Here is a 20,801-nt window from a genome sequence, read left to right on the forward strand (position 1 = left end):
CGGTCTCTTTTTTGGGCAGCAGCAACAGACAGATGCAAGCCTTGAAAAGCTATGACCCATTCCGGTTCTCTTTGTTTTCCTGCCGATAATCGCCCGGCGTTACGCCCTCGTATTTCTTGAACAGTCGGGTAATGCCAACCTCGCTTGCATACCCCAATTGCAAGGCAATCTCCCTGATGGACAAATCCGTCTTTACGAGCAGTTCCTTCGCTCTGCCTAGCATATGCCTGGCGATATAATCTTTGACATTTTCATGCTTATACTTCTTGAATACATTGGAGATGTACTGGGGCGTTACCTCGAACTCCTGCGACAAGCGGTTCAGGTCAAGCCAGTGCTCTCCGGCGTTCTGATCGATATATTCGGCAATCTGCTGAACCAGCTTCTCCGTTTTGCTGATCACCCGATGCTCCGACAGCTCAGCGATGTTGTCGATCATTTCGAGGAAGCGCCTCTTGGCCACATCGAGTGAAGCGTGGTCAATCATCTGCTCAATGATCCGTTCATCGGTCACCGGATCATTTCCATTGGTGACAAGGGAGAAATTCATCACCTTCAGCAGCGTGGAAGCAACCTCGTAGAGCAGCAGCTTGGCTGCTCCGACTCCGATATTTTTGGACGTATTAATCTCAAAGATCGTATTCAAAAATTCCTTGGCCTCTTCGTATTGCCCCCTCTTCAGCAGTTCTATGAGCTGATGTTCGGTCTCCATCGAATAATAATAGTCAAAATGCAGATGACCCAGATCTCCGAAGCAGACGGTTTCGCAAATATCCCGCAGCTTGCTGTACTCCAGCGCTTTCTTGGCTTCGTCATAGCAATTCTGCAGATTGATCAGCCTTGAATGAGGGGAACTGATACCCAGGTTTAAATTCAGCCGATAATGCCTGGCGGCAAATTGGATCAACGTATTCGCCTGCTGCCTGGCCAACGCAACCGCTTCAGCAGGATTGCGACCTTCCCGCAGATTAAGCAGGTAGATCGATTGATTGCGACCGGCGTCGAGGAAATAGCATATAAAGTACTCGCTCATCAGCTCGCAGCCGACATTTTCCGCTACGACGCGCGTGAGGGACAGGCTCTTCTCGGACAAGTTTACATGGTCCATAAAAAATGAGCTGTCCATATCGATCTCCAGCGCGCCAATTAAGAAGGTGTCGCTGGCGAAATGGATGCCGATCGAAGCGATCTGCTGAGCGGCTTCATCATAATTCGTCATCATGCCCCGAATTAAGTTCAGTAGATAATCGCGCCGTACGATGGGGATTTGCTTCTCAATGACCTCGTTCAGCTCTTTGCCATTCTTGATTTGGTCCAGCAGCGTATTTTTAATATTCTCGTATTCGTTCCGGCTGTCTCCCGGAGCTTGAGCATGCGACTGGATCAGATCATGGATCTCCTTCAGCGGCTTATAGCTTCGTTTAGCCAAGAAGCGGACAATAAACAGCCCTCCGACCAGATAGATAAGGAAGATAGCGATAAAATTCATTAAGTATTTTGTATTCTCTTTGAAGTACAGGCCTTTTGGTGTAGAAGAGATATATTTCCATCCGTTCTTCTCGGATACAACTTTATTAATAATTTCCTCATGTGAGCTTCTGCCATTTACCAGCCCGTCTATCTTCTGCATATCGATGCCCGGCGCGTTATCCGAGCTGATGATCAGGTGGTTGTTCTCATCCAGGATATACACATCCGAATTAGTCACCTGGCGCAGCTGATTGACGAGGGTGAACATATTCTTGGCATCGATGAAGAAGATGACCTGTCCCAGCGGCCTGGAGCTTGTTGTCATCGGGAACGACTGGATATAGGGCAGCACTTCAATCGTGTTGCTCTCGTATTGATTCATCGTCTGGATTTCCATATATTCCTGAAAGTGATTGCCTTGCAAATAGTCCTTGGCAAAGGTGCCATAATCCAAATCCTTGAATTCATACATCAGATGGAAGAACCGCTGGGCATCCATTTGAATATTAGGCGTAACAATCTCATCTGTACGATTCATATAGACGAAATAGTCGAACAGAAGCTCGCGGGGCTTTCTTTTGCTGGCCATGTCCTTCATCAGCTCGCTGTAGCTGTCCGTAGCCCCTTTGGCGGCGAGTTCCAGCTTTTTATTAAACACAATCTCATTGCTTAGCTCGCTAATATAGAGAAGGTCGTCTTCGATTCCTGTCTTAAGCTGATTCAACAGGGTTACCGTGGATAGCTCGGTCTGCTTCGTAATCCGCTGGTTGATCTCAGCATAGTAGACGAATGCGCTGGAGAGCGTAAGAACAAGGATGGAGATATAAGACAAGACAAAGATGATATAGACGCTGTTCTTCTTTTTGAGTCTCGGCTTACGGGATTGGAACAATGGCTCACTTCCTAGCGTTAAAATGATAGAATCAAGAACAAATTTAGCGTACCACGCTTTTAAAGCGTTTTCAAAGCGTTAAATCGTCTATATTCATCTATGCTGCTAAGGATGCAGTATATTTTTTTTCTAAATGATACAAATATAAAGGCTTTATCGTTACTTCCCATGAGGAGAGGAAAGGGAGTGAAAGGGTGGACGCATTTCTGAAAATATACGATGACTATTTCGACGACTTGTACCGGTATGTGCTGTTCCGGGTTGGCAATCGCTGGGACGCGGACGATCTAGTTAGCGATATTTTTCGCAAGGCGCTGGAATACAGCTGTAAGCATGGCGGAACGATCCCGGAATACGACCGGGCCTGGTTGTTTGCCATTGCACATAATCGGATTGTTGACCATTATCGTCGCAGGAAGGAGACCGCTTACGGCGTTGATCCGGAACAGGGGGACTACGGGCATATCCGGAAGATGTTCCAGGAGACGTCAGTTCAGAACGAATGTTTGGAGGAAGCGCTGCTGCAGCTAGGAAATAAGGATCGCGAGATGGTGCATCTGAAGTATATGGTTGGCTTCGCTTACCATGAGATGAGCCGGATGCTGGACAAGACGGAAGGTTGGCTGCGTACGCGCATGCATCGGATACGGAAGAGACTTGCTATCGACATTGATCGCTGTCTGGAGGAGGGATGAATCATGTCTGAGCAGAATCCGAAGTGGGTGGATGATCTGAAGAAGATTCATGATCGGTTGCAGGTTGATGAGAATTTCAAGGCGGAACTGCGGCGCTCCCTTATGGAGGAAGGGCAAGGCTATCCGCAAGCTAGGCATTATAGGCGTCCACAAGACAAGCGATGGCGAAAATATTTAGCTTGGGGCGCTGCCGCAGCAATGGTTGCGACAATAGTGCTGCTTTGGAACTTGCTGCCCGTTCAGAACATGCTGCGTGTTAACGCCGCCGACTTGAAGCTGAAGCTGCAATTTAATACGGTGCAGCAGCTCGGACAGGAGACAAGTATAGCTGTAGCGATCGATCAGGACACGACTTATTATGCGATACCTACGGAGGGAGTCTACCGTCAGCATGGATTTAGCTATGAACAGATCATAGCGGGAAAAGTGTCGGAGCTTGCGATCTCCCCGGATGGGAAGCGGCTGGCTTATGTGGCTGGACATGAGCTTCTTATCTGGGAGACGGATACGAAACAGACGCAGCGGGTCTTGGAAGCACCGGTGTCGCTCGGCGAATTAGCCTGGTCACAGGATGGGAAGCGGCTTGCTTACGTGCGGCATGATCCGGCTACGGATACCATTTGGGAGGCGCAGCTATCCTCCGGCGAACAGCGGTATTTGACCAAGGGAAGCTCTCCGTCTTATTTTTCGAATGCGGAAAAAATACTATATACCCGGCAGGAGCAGATTTACACGCTTGATCTGGAATCCGGTACAGAGGAGCGATGGAGCGATGGATATTCGCCAGTGATCTCTCCGGATGGCAAGTATGTGCTTTATATCCGGAAGGATGGCGGCGTCCCCCAATTGGAGGATGCTTGGGTATCCGATCTGGATCGTCAGACCGAGCAGATGATTACCCGTAACCGCCCGATGGATGCATGGGAGAAGGGCCAACCGAAGGAAGGGGAGGTTCAGCCTTCCTACAGCCTGGAGGGTCTCGTCTGGAGCACCGATGGACAGAGCGTTGCTATGTATCAGGTTACAGAGACCAATGTGGAGTGGAGGCAGCTTGTCCGGTATACGCTAGCAGAGCGGGAGGCCGATCCGGAAGAAGTAGTTGGACAGGCGATTGAGGCGCTTATTTACCGGGACGAACGGCATGCCCATGAGTTTTTTAGTAATGATCCCGGATATTTAAAAGGGACATCTCCGCGTCAGGTCGGCTATACCATTGTGAATACGACAACTGAAGCGGACGGCAAGGCGGTGGTCACGGCAAAGATTGATTACTCCAATTACGATCCGTATTATCGGGTTGATACTTATCGCTTCTCCCTCTCGCGAGGAAGTGGAGGATATTTGATCGACAATATGGAGGAGATCGACAGCACCCGTATAACGGACTGGAACGACCAAATGGTCACAACGACGGTGGATGATCAGCGTGATCAACTGATTTTCCGTGTTGATCAAGTTCCGGTGGATCGTGGCTGGTCAAATATCGGCTTCGGAAATATCGTCTATCGTGAATCGGGCGGCGGCCGAACGATCTGGTTTCTGGTCAAACAGCAGCAGGGTGACCATCATCGGATGCGCCTGATGCGTTACGATTGGGATAAGGGGACGTTCACGTTGCTAGGTATTCTTGACGGGGCAACGGAGTCGTCGATGATGATAATTGACGAAGCGGGGTTATGGGCCGCCATCGATGTTGCACTGGGCGCAGATAAGAATGATATCGCGGTGCTGCCGCTTACAGAAGCCGCTTCCCAGCCAAGGTATCTATCTGCCCAATTGCAGGGCCTGGAGCATGATCAGATTATTGGCACCCGTTTGTGGAGGGGCAAGAGTCTCAGCTTCTACGTGGAATGGAACAAGCGAGACGTATTCTATAATTATAATGCGGATATAGAGACACCGCAGAAATAAGTAATTGTTTGATAGCAATAGAAGATTCTTCCGTTACGGGAGAATCTTTTTTGTTTTAGAATAGAGGTAACTTATTTGGTTATAGGAGAGGATTAGGATGTTCTTGATGAAGCGGAGTCTGTTCGCCAAAATCCTGCTAAGTATGCTGATTACAACAACAGTTCCCCTGTTAATCACCAATTATATGTCCTATCATACGATCGGGCGCGCCGTCAAAGAGCAGCTGGTCGAATTGAACCAGAGCTCAATGGCGATCAAGATGTCGGGCATCACGAAGTATATTCATGACGTATCGCTGCTCTCCTATACGTATTATGGAGACCCTGAATTAATGCGGCTTCTGACCAAGCGGGAGACGCAGACGCCAGCGGAATCTGTATATATCAAGCAGAGAATAGGACGAAATTATGCAGCTTTTCCGGAGATCAGGTCGATCGTCTACAAAAGTGCATTAACGAACAAGCCATTCATTGTTAAATCCGATCTCAATGAGCGAATTCCGATGCCGGACTTTGCCGGGCAGCCTCAGGCAGTGGAGGACGGCGGTGAATTCAGTCAGGAATATTCGGTTGTGGAGTGGGGCGGAGAGAGGAGACTGCGGATTAACAAGACCTTCATCGATACGTCGAACCGGGAGCTGCTCGGGATGACGACGATGATCGTACGCGACGCGGAATTGAAGCAGCTGGCCAATCCTTTAGGAACCGATGAAGATAGCAGGACGTATATTTTCCTCCAGGATGATCTGCAGCTATTGTATGCGACACCGGGTCCGGATGAAGATCAGGACTGGATAAAGCGGCTGCGCGAGGAGCCCAGAGCGGTCAAGGGGCTGCTTAATGATCCCAAGGGAATATACATCTACTATAAGGATGATGCCTATAATCTTCCGATTACACTGGTAAGGTTTATCCCACAAGCGGTTATTGACCAGGCGGGAAAGCAGGCGCTCAATGAATCCTTCACCATTCAATTGATTGTAACCGTGTTCATCACGGTGATGGCAGGTCTGATCTCGTACTTCATGCTGTTCCGGATTAAGCGGATTCTCAAGCATATTAAGCATATTCAGATGGGGAACTTCGATATCCAGGCGAAATCGACCAGTTCTGACGAGCTGGGGGTTCTGGAGGATCGGTTCCAGGAAATGATTAAGCAGCTTGATATCCTCTGGAATCAGCAGTACCGCTATCAGCTGGAGGTCTCGACGGCCCGTCTGAAAATGCTGCAGGCGCAGATTAATCCTCATTTCCTGTTCAACACGCTGCAATCGATCGGTTCGCTCGCGATTAAGAAGAATGTGCCGGAGGTCAGCGATAAGCTGGCGGAGCTAGGGGCGATGTTCCGCTACAGTATGGATATCGATACGGAGGAGGTTCGTCTGCAGGATGAGCTAGAGCACTTGAATTACTATATTTCGTTGCAGATTGGCAGATATCAAGATAGGATACAGTTCAAACAGAGCTGTCAGGAGGAAGCATTAGCCATCCCTGTTCCCAAGATGGTGCTGCAGCCGCTCGTTGAGAACAGCATCGTGCATGGCATTGAGAGGGGTGAAGGCACCGGCGAGATCCATGTAGAGATTGAGGCGGCTAAGAAGCTGATCCTTCGTGTTGTTGATAATGGGCGCGGATTTAGTGAAGAGACGATCCGGGAGATTCGCGATCAGTATTCGGAACAGTTGATCCAGCATGCCTCCCGACCGAGGATCGGTCTGATCAATGTATTTAAGCGCCTGCAATTATATTGTGGCGAGGGCTTCGTCTGGAGTATCGAAAGCGAGCCATACGTCCGCACGACGGTAACCCTGGAAATTCCATATCAGCAGGGGAGTTGAACTAAGAGAGAACACCCGGCCGTCTTCCTCGGTGCAATCTGTAGTTCAACTTATACAGAACAAGGAGTGTGAAGAAAGTGAAAGTACTGATTGTAGACGATGAACAGCCTGTTCGGGAGAGTGTAGAGTTGTCCATCAAATGGGCCAATTACGACATTACTGAGATATATATGGCTGGTGACGGAATCGAGGCGCTGGACATCGTCCGGCGGGAGACTCCGGAATTGATTATTTGCGATATGAGCATGCCACGGATGGATGGGATTGGCTTTCTTGAAGCACTCCGCAAGGAGGGCTGGGATTCTAAAGTTATCGTATTGAGCGGGTACCAGGAATTCCGTTACGCCCGGGCTACTCTGCTGGCTGATGGTGTGGATTATTTGCTGAAGCCCTTTAAAATCGACGATCTGGATAAAGCGATTGCCCGGGCGGTTGAAGCGATTGTAGAGAGCAAGCAGAATAAAAGCGAGGAATGGAGAAGGAGCCATCAGGTAAATGAGGCGCAAGCGCTGCTTAATGAACAGAAGATGGCGACTTATCTGCAGAGCGAGACGGCGAATCACGAAGGAGTCCGGCAATTGCTCACAGAGGAAGGCTTCCCGTTGGAAGACTTCTATATTCTGCTCTTCCTGCCCCGGAATGCCGGCGAGGTCGTGGATCGGCATTTTATGGGGGATGAGTCATTGCTCTTGTTCTCCGTCAGGAACATTTTGCGCGATGTACTAAATCCGTTAACCCATCACTATTTCTTCCGTATGGAATCCTTCCTCTGCGTATTTACAGCAGGGAATATTTCAGCCGCCGAGATGGATTATTATCGCCGGAAGCTGGAGGAATCCTGGGCTTCCACCATTCGGGTAGAGACCTTCTCAGGGTTGTCCCGACTGAAGCTTGGCTACCGGGATATTCTGACCGGATTGAAAGAGGCGAAGAGGGAAATTCTGAAATCCAACATGCTGGATGGGCAGCGGATAGAGAATGATCAGCGGCAAATGCCTGGACTCATGGATCGGGAACTATTGGTGCTGGAGGCGTTGAAGAAGCAGGACAAGGAGTATTTGGGGGAATTGATCCGCTCCTTTGTGCAGGAACTGCGAGCCAGGGGTTATTTATCGTTAAAAGAATTGCAGCATTACACCATCGAGGCCAATTTGCTCATTATGCGTATTTCTCGGCAGCTTGAGCTGGAGCCGCATATCGAGCCTTTATCGCTGTGGCTTAGCGACTTGGAGGAGTGGGAGAAGGCTCTGACACATACCTTCTGGATGATGATTGAATCGGAGAGGGAGAATCTGGCCTCGTTGCGCAGTATTCATGCGATCCGGCATTATATTGAATCCCATCTTGGCGAGGATATCAGCCTGACTTCACTCGCTGACAGATTCTATTTCAGTCCGCAATATATCTCCAAGAAGTTCAAGGAGAACTATGATACGACGATCATGAGCTATCTTACGCAGCTGCGGATGGAGAAGGCCAAATCGCTGCTGGGCCATTCGGACATTAGCATTATCGAGATTTCCCGGATCGTAGGCTATGAGGATGATAATTACTTTGGCAAAGTGTTCAGGAAGCATGTCGGTGAATCTCCTTCTCAATATCGCAAGAAGCAGCAGGAACGTTGAACGGCTCGGAATGATTCAGATTTTACCTATACTGGCGAAGAGTTTCCCTATTGGAGACAGATCTTGGCGAAATATAATTAACTTAGCAGCAGTAAGGGCATAATAGTTTGAAAACGTTGTCAAGTTGAAGCGGCAAGAGTTTCAGACTATGATCTCTGAGGGAATCTGCTTAATATGAATCGATCTGGTCAAAAATATCTAACGGGGGCGAAAGCATGAAGAAGACAAAAAAGGCATTTGGTTTCCTGGCGATGATGGTATTGATCGCATCTCTCGTCGCTTGCGGCGGCAAGACTAATGGAAATACTGCAAATTCAGGCACAGACACAAATTCTTCGAATACATCCGGAGGCACGGAGAAGCAAGCGAAAATCTCGCTTTTCCAGAGCAAGGTTGAGATTGCTGAAGCATTGGAGGAGCTGGCCAACAAATACAAAGAAGAGACCGGGAACGAGGTTGAGGTTTGGGGCTCCGCTGGCGATGCCTATATCACTCAACTCCAAGCGAAGCTGGCCGCGAAGGAAGGTCCTACAATCTTCAGTATTGCGTCCGGGGCAGAAGCGGAGAAATTTAAGTCTTACTATTATGACATGAGCAATGAGAGCTATGTTAAAAATATCGCGCCGAATATGGCTCTGGAAGTCGACGGCAAGGTTGTTGGCGTTCCGATCGGGGTTGAAGGCTTCGGTCTGGTGTACAACAAGAGTCTGGTTGATCCGAAGGACGTAACCGATCTCGCTTCCTTTACGAGCAAGATGGAGAGCTTGAAGGCTGAAGGAATTAACGGGCTGAGCCTATCCCAGGAAGCTTACTTCCTGATCGGACATATTTTGAATACACCGTTTGCCCTTCAGGCCGATCCGATTGATTATATCAATAAGCTGAATAACGGCGAAGTCAAGATGGCTGATACGAAGGAATTCCAGGAGTTCGCCAAGTTTATGGAAGTGATCAGACAGAATTCTGTGAATCCGATGGAAGTTACTTATGATACGCAAATGGGTGACTTTGCTACGGGCAAGACGGCAATGGTACACCAAGGCAACTGGAGCTATGGCATGCTGGCCGATTATGGCGATCTCGACATCGGCATGATGGCGCTGCCGATCGCTGGCAATAGCAAGCTGTCCGTCGATATTCCGGGCGGCTGGGTGATCAACAACGGCGCGAAACCAGAGGAGATCAAGGCGGCTAACGCGTTCCTGGATTGGCTCTATAACAGTGAGACCGGTAAGGATACGATCGTGAATAAATTCAAGTTCATTCCGGCAATGACCAATATTGAAGCAGAGGGACTGGACCCATTGTCTCAAGCCGTATTCGAGGCAACGAAGAGTGGCAATACCATTCCGTGGGCGATGAACTACTTCCCGCAAGGCATTATCGTAAACGATCTGACACCGGTAACCTCTGAATTCTTCCTGGATAATGGTATAACCGGAGAGCAGTATCTGAAGAATCTGGATGATGCATGGGCAAAAGCCGCTAAATAATCGATTTGAACATCGAGGATGAGACATGAAAAGTGCGTTCAAAAAGGCCGGTTTGCTTATCCAAAGCGGACTTTTTGAACCACCTTCTAAAAAGCCTAGCCTACTCCCTAGTGTTAGGCTTTTGTGTTTCATCAACCCTGTATCAAATTAGACTGAACTGGAGAGGGCGTGTGGTAATGAAAAGAAAAGACAAACTTTGGTTCGGGTTATTTACGATGCCCTTGTTCACCATTTTTACGATCGTCGTCATTATTCCGTTTATTATCGGGATTGCTTATTCATTCATTAGCTGGGATGGAATCTCGGCTAATCCGAAAGTATTTGTCGGTCTGGACAACTACGTAACGATATTCCAGGATGAGCGATTCTTCTCTTCCGCAGGGCATACACTTAAATTCACACTGCTGGCACTCATTAGTGTGAATCTGCTGGGCTTAGCCTTTTCATTGCTGGTTACGAACGGGCTGCGTACTAGCAAGCTGGCTCGTACGTTCTTCTTTATGCCGAATCTGATTGGCGGATTGATCCTTGGTTACATCTGGAAGTTTATCTTCACAGATGCGTTCAAGTTCCTCGGTGGCAAGACCGGGCTTGAAGGAATCTTCTTCAACTGGCTGATCAACCCTGATTTTGCTTTATATGCCCTGGTTATCGTATTTACTTGGCAGATGGCCGGATATACGATGATCATCTATATTGCCGGGATTCAAGGGATTCCTGATGAACTGCTGGAGGCAGCCAAGGTGGATGGTGCGAATATCTGGCACAGGCTGACGAAGATTACCTTCCCGCTGCTTATGCCATCCTTTACAATCTGCTTCTTCATGACGTTATCCGGTGCGTTCAAGATTTATGACGTGAACCTGAGCTTGACGAACGGCGGACCGGTTCACTCGACAGAGATGTTCGCGATGAACATCTTTAATGAGATCTTCGGTTACGGACGATATGGAGTGGGTCAGGCGAAGGCGATCCTGTTCTTCTTGATCGTGGCCCTGGTGACATTGACGCAGGTAATCATCACGAAGAAGAAAGAGGTGCAGATGTAATGAGACGAACTAGCAGAGCAATCAGCTCCATTCTGTTGGCCCTTCTTGCCCTCCTGTTCCTGTCGCCGATTTACATTATGCTCGTGAACTCCTTCAAGACGCGGGCGGAATTGTATAATAATGCGCTGGCATTGCCGGAATCCTTCAGCCTTCAATATTTTGAAGCCGCGATGAAGAAGATGAATTTCCTGACGGTTCTGGGCAACTCCACCTTCGTTACCGTGCTGACCGTGATCTTCGTGGTCGTTCTTGCCTCCATGACCGCATGGATGCTGGTGAGAACGGATAATAAACTCAGTAAATTGATGTTCATGGCCTTTATCTCGACGATGCTGATTCCTTTCCAGACGCTGATGATGCCGTTGATGCAAGTAATGGACTGGATTCGCACCTACCTTCATATTCCGATGCTGAATACGCATGGCGGTCTGATCTTCATGAATGTCGGCTTCCATGCCAGTATCGCCGTATTTTTGTACCATGGATTTATAAAGTCGATTCCGATTGCATTGGAGGAGGCCGCTACGCTGGACGGCTGCAGCAAGTTTGGCGTGTTCTGGAGAATCGTGTTCCCGATGCTGAAGACGATAACGATTACTGTTGCAATACTGGATGTAATCAGTACGTGGAATGACTACCTGCTGCCTTCCTTGACGCTGTCTGATAAGGGACTGCGGACGATCCAACTGTCGACGTTCTACTTCTTCGGAGAGTTCACGATCGTCTGGAACCAGGCTATGGCGGGTTTGACCTTGACCATTATTCCTGTCGTCATCTTCTATGCTATCGCCCAGAAGTATATTATCAAGGGGATTGCCGAAGGGGCTGTAAAGTAATAGAGGCTGAAATAGCGAAAAAGGCTTGCTCCGTAATAACGCAGGAGGTGACCTATGGATAAAGAGATCTGCATCATCACGAGAGCTGACGATGGCGGAAGCAACCATGCTGCGAACCTGGGTATTGAGAGAGCGCTGGAAGGTGGCGTGTTGAAGAATGTCTCCATTATGGCGACCTGTCCAGCCGTCCGCGAAGCGGCGCAGATGTTCGCAGGGAGGGCTGACATCTGCTTCGGACTGCATTTCGTCCTGAATGCCGAATGGAACGATATCAAATGGGGTCCGGTGGCGGACCCTGCGTCGGTTCCTTCTTTAATTGAGGCAGATGGCTGGTTCAGTCCGCATCCTGATTACTTCAAAGAGCATCCGCCCCTCATGAGGGAGGTCATGCTCGAACTTGAGGCTCAGTTCGCCAAGCTAACAGAGTTGGGCTTCCGTATCGCCTATGTTGATACGCATATGGTACCCGAGTTAGCGATCCCTGGTCTGGAAGATGAGCTCCGTGCCTGGTGTACTGCTCGAGGACTGGTCTATTGGTGGGACTACTTATTCGAAAATATAAGCATTAGCGCGGCTGACGACGTTGTAACCAAGCATCTTGAGCAGATTGAAGCCCTTGGGGCCGGGCGATATTTACTGGTTACCCATCCGGCTGTGGACTCGGAGGAGATGAGAGCATTAGGCAATGCCTATGAGTCGGGACAGCAAATTGCCAGAACCCGGCAATATGACAGCCAGTTCTGGTCCAATCCGCGACTATCTGTCCAATACAAGCAAAGAGGGATCAGGCCGATCCGCTATGATGAGGCAGTTAAGCTGAATCCAGGTTGAAATTGTCATTTGAGGCTGAAGCGGGGGTTAAGTGTGGGAGACAGAGGCCAGTGCTTCATTTGTAATCTGTTCAATGTCGACCGGGGATTGTGAGCCTTCACGAACCAGATCCGGCAGAATTTGATGCAGGAAATAATCGACACAGTGCAGCTTGATCTGTTTGATCTTAATCAAAGCGCTGCGGTACATCGTGATGAACTCCTTCTCGGTGTTCCCCCGTTGCAACTCAGCAAATGCTTCATAGATCTGATCCAGCTTGTCGGCCACCTCAAGGATTTGCCCCTCAACGGAATCGTCCTTCCCTTCGCGCAGCTGTCTGCGGAAGATAGCTTGAAATTCCTCAGGTATATGCTCATCAATAAAATGAGCGACCATTCCCTCTTCAACCTTCTGCAGCATCGCCCGCAGTTCCAAGGAATAGTGCTTCACAGGTGTCTTGATATCCCCGATGAAGATCTCGCCGTAATCATGGCTGCTCGTAATCTCGTATAACTTCTTCCAATCCACAGTGGTTCCATGGCTTTCCTCGATGTCCGCAAGCGTCTTGGCGTATTGCACGACCTTCCAGGAATGTTCGGATACGCTATGCTCCTGGAATTTGAATCTGCCCGGACAACGGATAATCCGCTCCAGATCCGTTAACGACTGAAAGTACGTATGGATTCCCATCTCTTTTACATCCCTTTCTTCGAATGATGTGTTTTACTTTGCTGTACGAACAGTATACATCCGGTTTGTTAATGGATCGTTAACTCGAACTTGGAATTATTGGCGATTTGTTAAGCGTGGGGGAGAAAATAGCGGAAAGTTATAATATACTTGAACCTAGACTCCATTCATGAAACGATATCATTCATAGTTCATAAGGAAGTGGGATTTATGTGGCTGCTTTATGCGTGCGGATCGGCTTTATTTGCGGGCATGACCTCCATTCTGGCCAAGATCGGCATTAAGAATACGGACTCCAATCTGGCTACGGCGCTGCGCACGATAATCGTGCTGCTGTTCTCCTGGGTGATGGTGTTTGTGGTTGGTTCACAGAATACGATAGACTCCATCTCCGCCCGGACGCTTTTATTTCTGATTCTGTCCGGCGCTGCGACCGGGGCTTCCTGGTTATGTTATTTCAGAGCTTTACAACTGGGCACGGTTAATCAAGTTACACCGATCGACAAGAGCAGCACGATTCTTACGATTTTGCTCGCTTTTTTATTCCTGGGAGAGGTGCCGACGTTATTTATGGGAATCGGGATCATCCTGCTTGGGCTGGGGACCTATCTGATGATCGAGAAGAAGACGGAGGCTGCGGGATCTTCTGCTTCGGGACGAAGAACCTGGCTGATCTATGCGCTGTTATCCGCGATCTTCGCTGCTCTCACTTCGATCCTTGGCAAAATAGGGATTCAGGATATCGAATCCAATCTGGGCACCGCTATCCGTACGGTTGTTGTATTAGTCATCGCTTGGGGCATCGTGTTGTTCCAGAAGAAGCATACGCTGATGAGGGAGATCGACAGGAAGAACTGGCTGTTCATCGGTCTGTCCGGCCTGGCAACCGGCCTATCCTGGTTATGCTACTACCGGGCTCTGCAGGATGGCAAGGCCAGTCTCGTGGTGCCGATCGACAAGCTGAGCATTGTAGTTACCGTGATCTTTTCGTACATATTTCTTAGAGAGAGGCTGTCGGCCAGATCCTTTATTGGCCTGCTGCTCGTCGTAGGGGGGACTCTACTGTTGTTGTTCTAGGGAAGGAGACATCAGACCATGTCTTACGTAATAAGGACACCTCAGGAGGTGTCCTTATTGAAGTTGATTTCGCGGAGAAGCATTCTCCTCAATTCAGATATATCCGCTTGCCGGTTCTTGCCGATTCCTCTATAGCACGAATCAATCGATGCAAGTAAGCGGCATAATGAAAGTCCGGCGTCTTGGGATTATCTGAATTCGAAAGTATGTCTTCGGCAAAAGACTGGTGGGCTCGGGCTACATTGGTAAGGGGGAACTCCTTCGTATCCTCCATTACCAATGTGAAATCATCGGGCCGGCTCGAAGCAATTGCTTGACTTGATTCGTATTTTACCAAGGACACACTCAGACCACCGTATTGCGGATGACCGATAGAACGGTTCTGATAGAGGCGGATGATCCCCTGTTCGCCCTGAACCTCCAATATAAATTGAGGGTAGGCTCCGCCCTGAAGATGGACCGAAACGGGGATTTCCCGGTTGATTTTACCTTGAATGATGTACTGATCTTCTATATTTTTTGCGATAGTACGACTCTGATCCGTGAAGCGGGCTTCGGTATAGTGCGTATGGTGGCTGGCCTGAACTTCGGTAAAATGCCCGAACAGGTAGCTGACCATATCCAAAATGTGACCGCCGTTGATTGTCAGTAGTGTCGCTCCATTGCTGCGATCCAGAATATAGCTGCTGCCGGAGTCCGTCCAATTGCCCTTGGCCTGTGTGGAGGACTTGATATTAACGGACAGTATTCTGCCGATTTCATGCCGATCGATCATTTCTTTAACCCTGCGTACCTCGTCGGCCTGACGGGATTGTAGACCGATGGCATGCTTGACCCGAGAGGTATGGAGCTGCGCCATGATCTCGTCGATTTCGCTCGCAGTAACAGCCAGAGGCCATTCACAGTAAATATGCTTATTGGCACGGATTGCATCCAGTAGAACTTTATGGTGATAAGGGGCTTTGACACTGACTATAACCATGTCGACATCGTTCGATTCAAGCATTTTGATGTAATCGTCATAGGCATTGACATGTCCAATTTGGTCCGCCGCTTCTTGGGCTGAAGCTATATTTGTGGTTGCTATTGCTGTGATTTCATGAAGCCCACTATGGAGCAGAGCCGGAATATGCGTTGAGCTGGCCCAGCGGTTTCGGATCGAACCCCCGATGATGCCTGTTTTAATTTTGTTCATCCTATAACCTCCCTGTCTTTAGAGTAGTATAATATGGTTGTGATATTAAAAATAATGTATATATTTAATTTATATATCAAAATAAGTGATACGTAAGGGGTGAGGCCTGTTGGATATAGAGAATATGAGGGCGTTCATCACGGTCGCAGAGCAGGGGAGCATCTCGTCTGCTGCGCAGGAGCTGCATCAATTGCAATCCAATATGACAGCCAAGATTAAGAAGATCGAGAGCGAATTTGATACAGAACTGTTCTATAGAAGACCAAGAGGAATGGAATTAAATGAGCAGGGCAAGAAGCTCTATGCGCAATTTAAGAAGATCGTATTGTTATGGGAAGAGACCCGGAGCATGATGAGTCAGGAGAATCCCGCGTTGAGAATCGGGCTTATGGTAAGCAAAAACCCGCCTAATTTCAATCAAGCGATGGAGACATTATATGAAAAGTATAAGAACCTCAAAGTGACGGTGAAGACCGGGAGTACGCAGAAAATTGAGAATGAAATTGCTGACGGGGGGATCGACATCGGCTTCCTGGTAGGGAAAACAGATACGAAGCTGCTTCATTATAAGAAATACGGAGCTGAGAGATTAGTATTGATCGGCAGAAATCTGGATCAGCCGCTGGATATGCTGCTGCAGGGGGAGAACCTGATTATTTCCTCCAGCAATTGCTATTACAAGAAAGTGTTCGATCAATTACTTGCGGATTATGAGGTGGTACGTACAGATTTCGTAGAAATCGCTGCATTGGAGTCTCTGATCAGCATGTGCCAGCTTGGCATGGGGGTAACTCTCATCCCGGAATCGGATACCGCTGCGCTTGGAATCAGGGATTATCGGGTGATCGACCATCACGCTTGTGAGCTTGAGAAATATATCTGCTGCCGGGAGAATCATAAAATTACAGGGATTGAACAACAGCTTATGAATATGATAGCAATGGCTAATTAACCGCGCGGTGGTCAGAGGCTAGAGATAACAACTATGGAGTTGTGGATCGGCCTGATTCGAAAGAAAAAGCCGAATAAACCTGCAGATTTGCAGGTTTATTCTAAACAAGCCATTTCGTATGTGAAAAACAGCAGTTTATCAGCTTTTTTACCGGTGGATGCAGACAACAGCAGTGACGAGCGACGAGGTGATCTCTAACGCAGCGCTCGGCTGTTAGTCGAAGCAGGGGTGTTAGAATTTAATTTTTACACTGTCTCCATCCACGTACACGCCTTCGGATCGGATGATTTGCAGCTTCTGTTCCTCCGAGAAGCCGATCGTCTCTCCGTCCCGCAAAGTGACGTTATATTCAAGCACATAATCCGTAATACTGATCAGGAAGTCGCGCAGCTCGCTTGGTGTAGTCTGGCTGTCGATGATCTCGATCTCATCCTTCCCGAATGCTCTCAACCCGTAGGTATAAGCCCCTGACCCGGTTTCGGTCCCGACCAGACCGAAGTGGACCAGATTGAGCAGTGGCAGTATGTTCTCTTGCTTCATGATCTCGGTCATTTCTATATACATTTCAGGCTGGAATACAGTTCCTGCCGTATAAATGCCTATCGCATTAGGCAGCTTCAAGCAGCTTGCCGCCAGCTTGGTAAATAGCTTGGCGCTGTCGAGAGAGGAGCCGGAGCGCGTAAAAACAGCCAAAATGATCTGGGAGACATGTGTACTGGTGACCTGAGCCGCCTCCTTCCAGAGGTAATTGGCTTGTGCAAAATGCTCGGCTTCCCCATCCGGTACAGGCGCATCTACGAAGCTGAGTGCCAGGGTGAAGCCGTCTGCTTCAAATACAATCGTGCCTTCGTTCTCCGCAGAGCTTGCATCTGTCCCATCAGCCGGCGGACAGACGATGCCCCAATCTTGCTGTAAATTGGCTTTGATCTGTTCAATATCGCATTCGTGAGTATTCAGCAGGACAAACCCGTTGAATATGCCCGATGCGCCTTCCTCTTCTTCGGTGTCCTCATTTTCCGATTGCTCGGCTTCAATGGCTGCCGCCTGCTTCATCCAATACTCGCGAATCATCTCAACCATCGCGATGGCTTCCTGCTCTGCAGTAGCCGGATTATAAGGCTGCATCTCACTGAAAATATGACCGCAATGCTGCGTATCGGATGGATCTTCATATCCACCGCAGACTCCGAGCATCCATTTGCCCAACATCGATTTCTTGTACTTAAAAATATAGTAGTGCATCTCATGCAGTTCAAATTCTCCCGCAATCTCGATTTTGCTGGGCTTCCGCCCAAGTTCATTCTCATGCTCCAGCCATTCGATCATCGACTGCATGGCTGCTTGTTGCTGAATAGTCATTAGTTTCTCTCCTTTATAAATGTGACTTCTAATATTTTCCTAAATAATTGTATATTACTAAGTATAAGAATGATAGGCAATGGTACTGGATGGCTAATTGCGTAGGAAATCTGAACATTTAGTCGCAAGCTAAAAATCTTTGTTATTGCCATATACCCGTTTTTCCACGATAGTAGAGAAAATGACGGAAGGTGAACCCGCTGATCAGGAGGGATATATTTGCAATATGAAAGTATTGTGTTACCGCAGAACTACACGGTTCCTTATAGATTACTCATTCACCAGGTGAGGGTGGTCCCCTATCACTGGCATGATTTTATAGAGATTATTTTTGTCATCAAAGGCTCGATCAAGCTGGAGGTAGAGAAGCAGGAGATGATGCTCAGCGAAGGGGAGGTCGCTATTGTGAATAGCTGTTACCGTCACTCCATTCAGTCGCTGACCACTCAAAATATCGTCTGTGCTCTGCAAATTCGTGAAGATTTTCTGCGCAGCGAGATGGAATGCTTCGATTCGTTAACCTTCGGAATGGCTCATCAGACGACAGCGAATGACATTGCTCTTATGAAGAGATATTTATCCGAGTTAGCGCTCCTGGACATTAAGAAGAAGAGGAATACACCTATTCTTCGCAAGGTGAAGATCCTTGAAATATTAAATTTGATTGAGCAGCGCTTTTCACGAGAGAAGCAGGAGCCCGAGGGCGCTCTCTCCCTGGATAGAAAGATTACGGATATTCTCTTGTATATCAACAATAATATTGCTGAGCCGCTGACGCTGGAAGATACCGCGAGGGAGTTCAATATGAGCCCGGCTTATCTGTCGAAGCTGTTTAAGAAGAGCTTTGGCATCAATATGATGACCTATATTTTTGAGTATCGGCTGCAGCTTGTCTGCTCTGATCTGGTGATTACTGACCGGAAGATTAGCGATATTATTTTTTCCAGAGGCTTTAATTCGATCAGCTCATTTAATGACAGGTTCAAGAAGCATTTTGGCATGGCGCCCAATCAGTATCGGAGCCAGAATAAACAGGGGCTGGCGATTAAGGAAGAGGATATCACGCACTCCCTGTACAATTATATCAATCTGATGAAAGAGGATTCACTGACTGAATTATTTAGTCCGGAGCATGAAGAGAGCCGGTTTGCGAATGAATCCTTCCATTCCTCCAGCTACGAGGAGAGAATCATCGATATGTCCGGAAGCCTGGCACCGTATGATTCCTCGATTAGCCGAATGATCGGCGTCGGCAGAGCGAAAGAATTGCTGGATGCCGACATGCAAAGTCAGCTGGCCCAGGCATGTAAGGAAGCCGGATTAAACCGTGTTAGATTCCATGGTATTTTTTCGGACGACTTAATGGTCTACCATGATGAGAATGGCGTGAAGGCCTATAATTTCAAATATATCGATAGAATTTTTGACTTCTTTACCGAGCATCGGATCATTCCTTTTATTGAACTGGGCTTCATGCCCAATGATCTGGCGAGTGGAAAGCAGACGATGTATCGTTGGGAGGCGAATACGTCTCAACCGAAGGAAATCCATAATTGGACCCGGCTTGTCGGGCAATTCATCCGCCATCTTATTAATCGTTATGGCTTGGCGGTTATCCGAACATGGGATTTTGAAATCTGGAATGAGCCTGACCTTGAAGGATTTTATTGGCATGGGACGCAGGACGAGTATTTGCATTTCTTCAAGAAGACCTATCAGGCCATTAAAAAGATAGACAGCAAATTGAAGGTGAGCGGATTCAGCGGTACAAGCTGGTCCGTTGTGAATACCGAGTGGACGAGTAAAGCCCTGAAGTTTATGGAGGAGAATGACATAATCCTCGATAGCTTTACTTACCATATTTACCCGATCGAATGGAACCTGGAGGCAACCTACTTCAACTTATGGACGGCAAATCGAAAGGGATTGTACTCTTATGCTGACTCCAGTTATATCGTATCAACTGTGAAGGAGGTACATCAGCTCATTCACGCAGCACCTAATGTAAATCAGGGAAGAACGATTATTACGGAATGGAATTCTTCCTCCGATCCGCAAGATCTGCTGCATGATACGGTGTTCATGGCTTCTTTTATCGTTAAGAATGTAATTAACTCGGTGGGTTATGTTGATGTGATGGGATTCTGGACATTATCGGATATTTTTGACGAGCATCTGTTATCCCTAGACACTTTCCATGGAGGATTCGGGTTAATGACGGTTGAAGGCATCCGGAAGCCTGGCTATTATGCGATAGCTTATCTGAATCAGTTAGGCGCTACGCTTGTCTACCGCGATGAACAATTGATTGTAACGAAAGATGATGAGGATAACTATCAAATCCTGATCCATAATTATCAGGAATACGATGAGTTGTATAAGAGCTTTAACACCTCACATATATCGTTGAAAAATAGGTATGGCGTATTTGCGGAGGAAGCCGATAAGCGCCTTAAGCTTACATTGCAGAATATGTACGGTTCTTATACGATCACGAAGCAGCAAGTGAACCGGACTCATGGCTCCGCTTATGACGCATGGGTCGATTCCGGCGGAGCCGAGATGACTGCCGAGTATGTGAATTACTTAAAGAGTATTTCCGTTCCGCGAATGACGATTCAGAAGGAGAGAATTCAGGGGGACTTCGTGTTCGAGCTTAGTCTCGAGCCTCACGAAATTGTATTTCTTAAGCTGGAAAAGACAATATAATAGCCATGGCTTAACGCGCATGCCTGATTTCCTGACTTTGGGGAACTGGGCATGCGTTTCTTTATGATTGGCAGGACCAATAAAAATCAGGAAGTGTTTGTGCAATAATACGTAGGTTTTGCCCCGAAAAGATGGGCGGCGACAATAATCGACAAGTGTTAGGTCAAAAACCGGTTAGCACGGTGCCACCGAAAAAACTAA

The 20,801-nt window shown here is 48.0% G+C and carries 16 protein-coding genes; 12 read left to right on the top strand and 4 right to left on the bottom strand.

The window, feature by feature from the left end; translation table 11 throughout:
- Positions 1–49: 49 nt before the first annotated feature.
- Entirely contained in the window at positions 50–2,362 is a 2,313-nt protein-coding gene (locus DMN77_RS00925) for a helix-turn-helix domain-containing protein (RefSeq protein WP_179013118.1), read from the bottom strand.
- 194 nt (positions 2,363–2,556) lie between these two features.
- On the opposite strand from DMN77_RS00925, the gene DMN77_RS00930 reads away from it, so the two are divergent.
- From DMN77_RS00930 to DMN77_RS00965, 8 genes are all read left to right on the top strand, one after another.
- Positions 2,557–3,057: an RNA polymerase sigma factor gene (locus DMN77_RS00930; RefSeq protein ID WP_179013120.1), complete on the top strand. Its 501-nt coding sequence runs from the start codon at positions 2,557–2,559 to the stop codon at positions 3,055–3,057.
- 3 nt (positions 3,058–3,060) lie between these two features.
- Positions 3,061–4,968 (top strand): TolB family protein, encoded by a 1,908-nt coding sequence (locus tag DMN77_RS00935; protein ID WP_179013122.1) that lies wholly within the window; start codon positions 3,061–3,063, stop codon positions 4,966–4,968.
- A 97-nt stretch (positions 4,969–5,065) separates the two neighbouring features.
- Complete coding sequence (locus tag DMN77_RS00940) at positions 5,066–6,805, top strand: sensor histidine kinase (protein ID WP_179013124.1); 1,740 nt, start codon at positions 5,066–5,068, stop codon at positions 6,803–6,805.
- A gap of 77 nt (positions 6,806–6,882) precedes the next feature.
- Positions 6,883–8,430 carry a response regulator gene (locus DMN77_RS00945; protein WP_179013125.1) on the top strand — a complete coding sequence of 516 codons (1,548 nt, stop codon included), beginning with the start codon at positions 6,883–6,885 and terminating at the stop codon, positions 8,428–8,430.
- A 215-nt stretch (positions 8,431–8,645) separates the two neighbouring features.
- On the top strand, positions 8,646–9,923 hold the full coding sequence (locus tag DMN77_RS00950; protein WP_068779312.1) for a sugar ABC transporter substrate-binding protein: 1,278 nt from the start codon (positions 8,646–8,648) through the stop codon (positions 9,921–9,923).
- 176 nt (positions 9,924–10,099) lie between these two features.
- Positions 10,100–10,972, top strand: a complete 873-nt coding sequence (locus tag DMN77_RS00955; RefSeq protein WP_068779313.1) for a carbohydrate ABC transporter permease — start codon at positions 10,100–10,102, stop codon at positions 10,970–10,972.
- Positions 10,972–11,808: a carbohydrate ABC transporter permease gene (locus DMN77_RS00960; RefSeq protein WP_068779314.1), complete on the top strand. Its 837-nt coding sequence runs from the start codon at positions 10,972–10,974 to the stop codon at positions 11,806–11,808. The genes DMN77_RS00955 and DMN77_RS00960 overlap by 1 nt, the downstream gene beginning before the upstream one ends.
- A gap of 54 nt (positions 11,809–11,862) precedes the next feature.
- Positions 11,863–12,639, top strand: coding sequence for a ChbG/HpnK family deacetylase (locus DMN77_RS00965; protein WP_179013127.1), 777 nt, complete (start codon positions 11,863–11,865; stop codon positions 12,637–12,639).
- Between the two features lie 27 nt (positions 12,640–12,666).
- Here DMN77_RS00965 and DMN77_RS00970 read toward each other — a convergent pair whose 3' ends face one another.
- Positions 12,667–13,308: an HD domain-containing protein gene (locus DMN77_RS00970; RefSeq protein WP_068779316.1), complete on the bottom strand. Its 642-nt coding sequence runs from the start codon at positions 13,306–13,308 to the stop codon at positions 12,667–12,669.
- Positions 13,309–13,518: 210 nt separating this feature from the next.
- Between DMN77_RS00970 and DMN77_RS00975 the strand changes: the two genes are divergently transcribed.
- The gene (locus DMN77_RS00975) at positions 13,519–14,385 is read left to right on the top strand and encodes an EamA family transporter (protein WP_179013128.1); all 867 of its coding nucleotides are present in this window, start codon (positions 13,519–13,521) and stop codon (positions 14,383–14,385) included.
- Between the two features lie 88 nt (positions 14,386–14,473).
- Here the strand turns inward: DMN77_RS00975 and DMN77_RS00980 are convergent, their stop codons facing one another.
- Complete coding sequence (locus DMN77_RS00980; protein ID WP_179013130.1) at positions 14,474–15,580, bottom strand: Gfo/Idh/MocA family protein; 1,107 nt, start codon at positions 15,578–15,580, stop codon at positions 14,474–14,476.
- A gap of 109 nt (positions 15,581–15,689) precedes the next feature.
- On the opposite strand from DMN77_RS00980, the gene DMN77_RS00985 reads away from it, so the two are divergent.
- Positions 15,690–16,532 (top strand): LysR family transcriptional regulator, encoded by an 843-nt coding sequence (locus DMN77_RS00985; RefSeq protein WP_179013131.1) that lies wholly within the window; start codon positions 15,690–15,692, stop codon positions 16,530–16,532.
- A 33-nt stretch (positions 16,533–16,565) separates the two neighbouring features.
- Complete coding sequence (locus DMN77_RS00990; RefSeq protein ID WP_179013133.1) at positions 16,566–16,730, top strand: hypothetical protein; 165 nt, start codon at positions 16,566–16,568, stop codon at positions 16,728–16,730.
- Between the two features lie 33 nt (positions 16,731–16,763).
- On the opposite strand, the gene DMN77_RS00995 is transcribed toward DMN77_RS00990, so the two are convergent.
- Positions 16,764–17,891, bottom strand: coding sequence for a DUF4261 domain-containing protein (locus DMN77_RS00995; RefSeq protein WP_179013135.1), 1,128 nt, complete (start codon positions 17,889–17,891; stop codon positions 16,764–16,766).
- A 219-nt stretch (positions 17,892–18,110) separates the two neighbouring features.
- On the opposite strand from DMN77_RS00995, the gene DMN77_RS01000 reads away from it, so the two are divergent.
- Positions 18,111–20,600, top strand: a complete 2,490-nt coding sequence (locus DMN77_RS01000) for a GH39 family glycosyl hydrolase (RefSeq protein WP_179013136.1) — start codon at positions 18,111–18,113, stop codon at positions 20,598–20,600.
- Positions 20,601–20,801: the final 201 nt, after the last annotated feature.

Source organism: Paenibacillus sp. 79R4, assembly GCF_013393165.1.
GTDB lineage: Bacteria > Bacillota > Bacilli > Paenibacillales > Paenibacillaceae > Fontibacillus.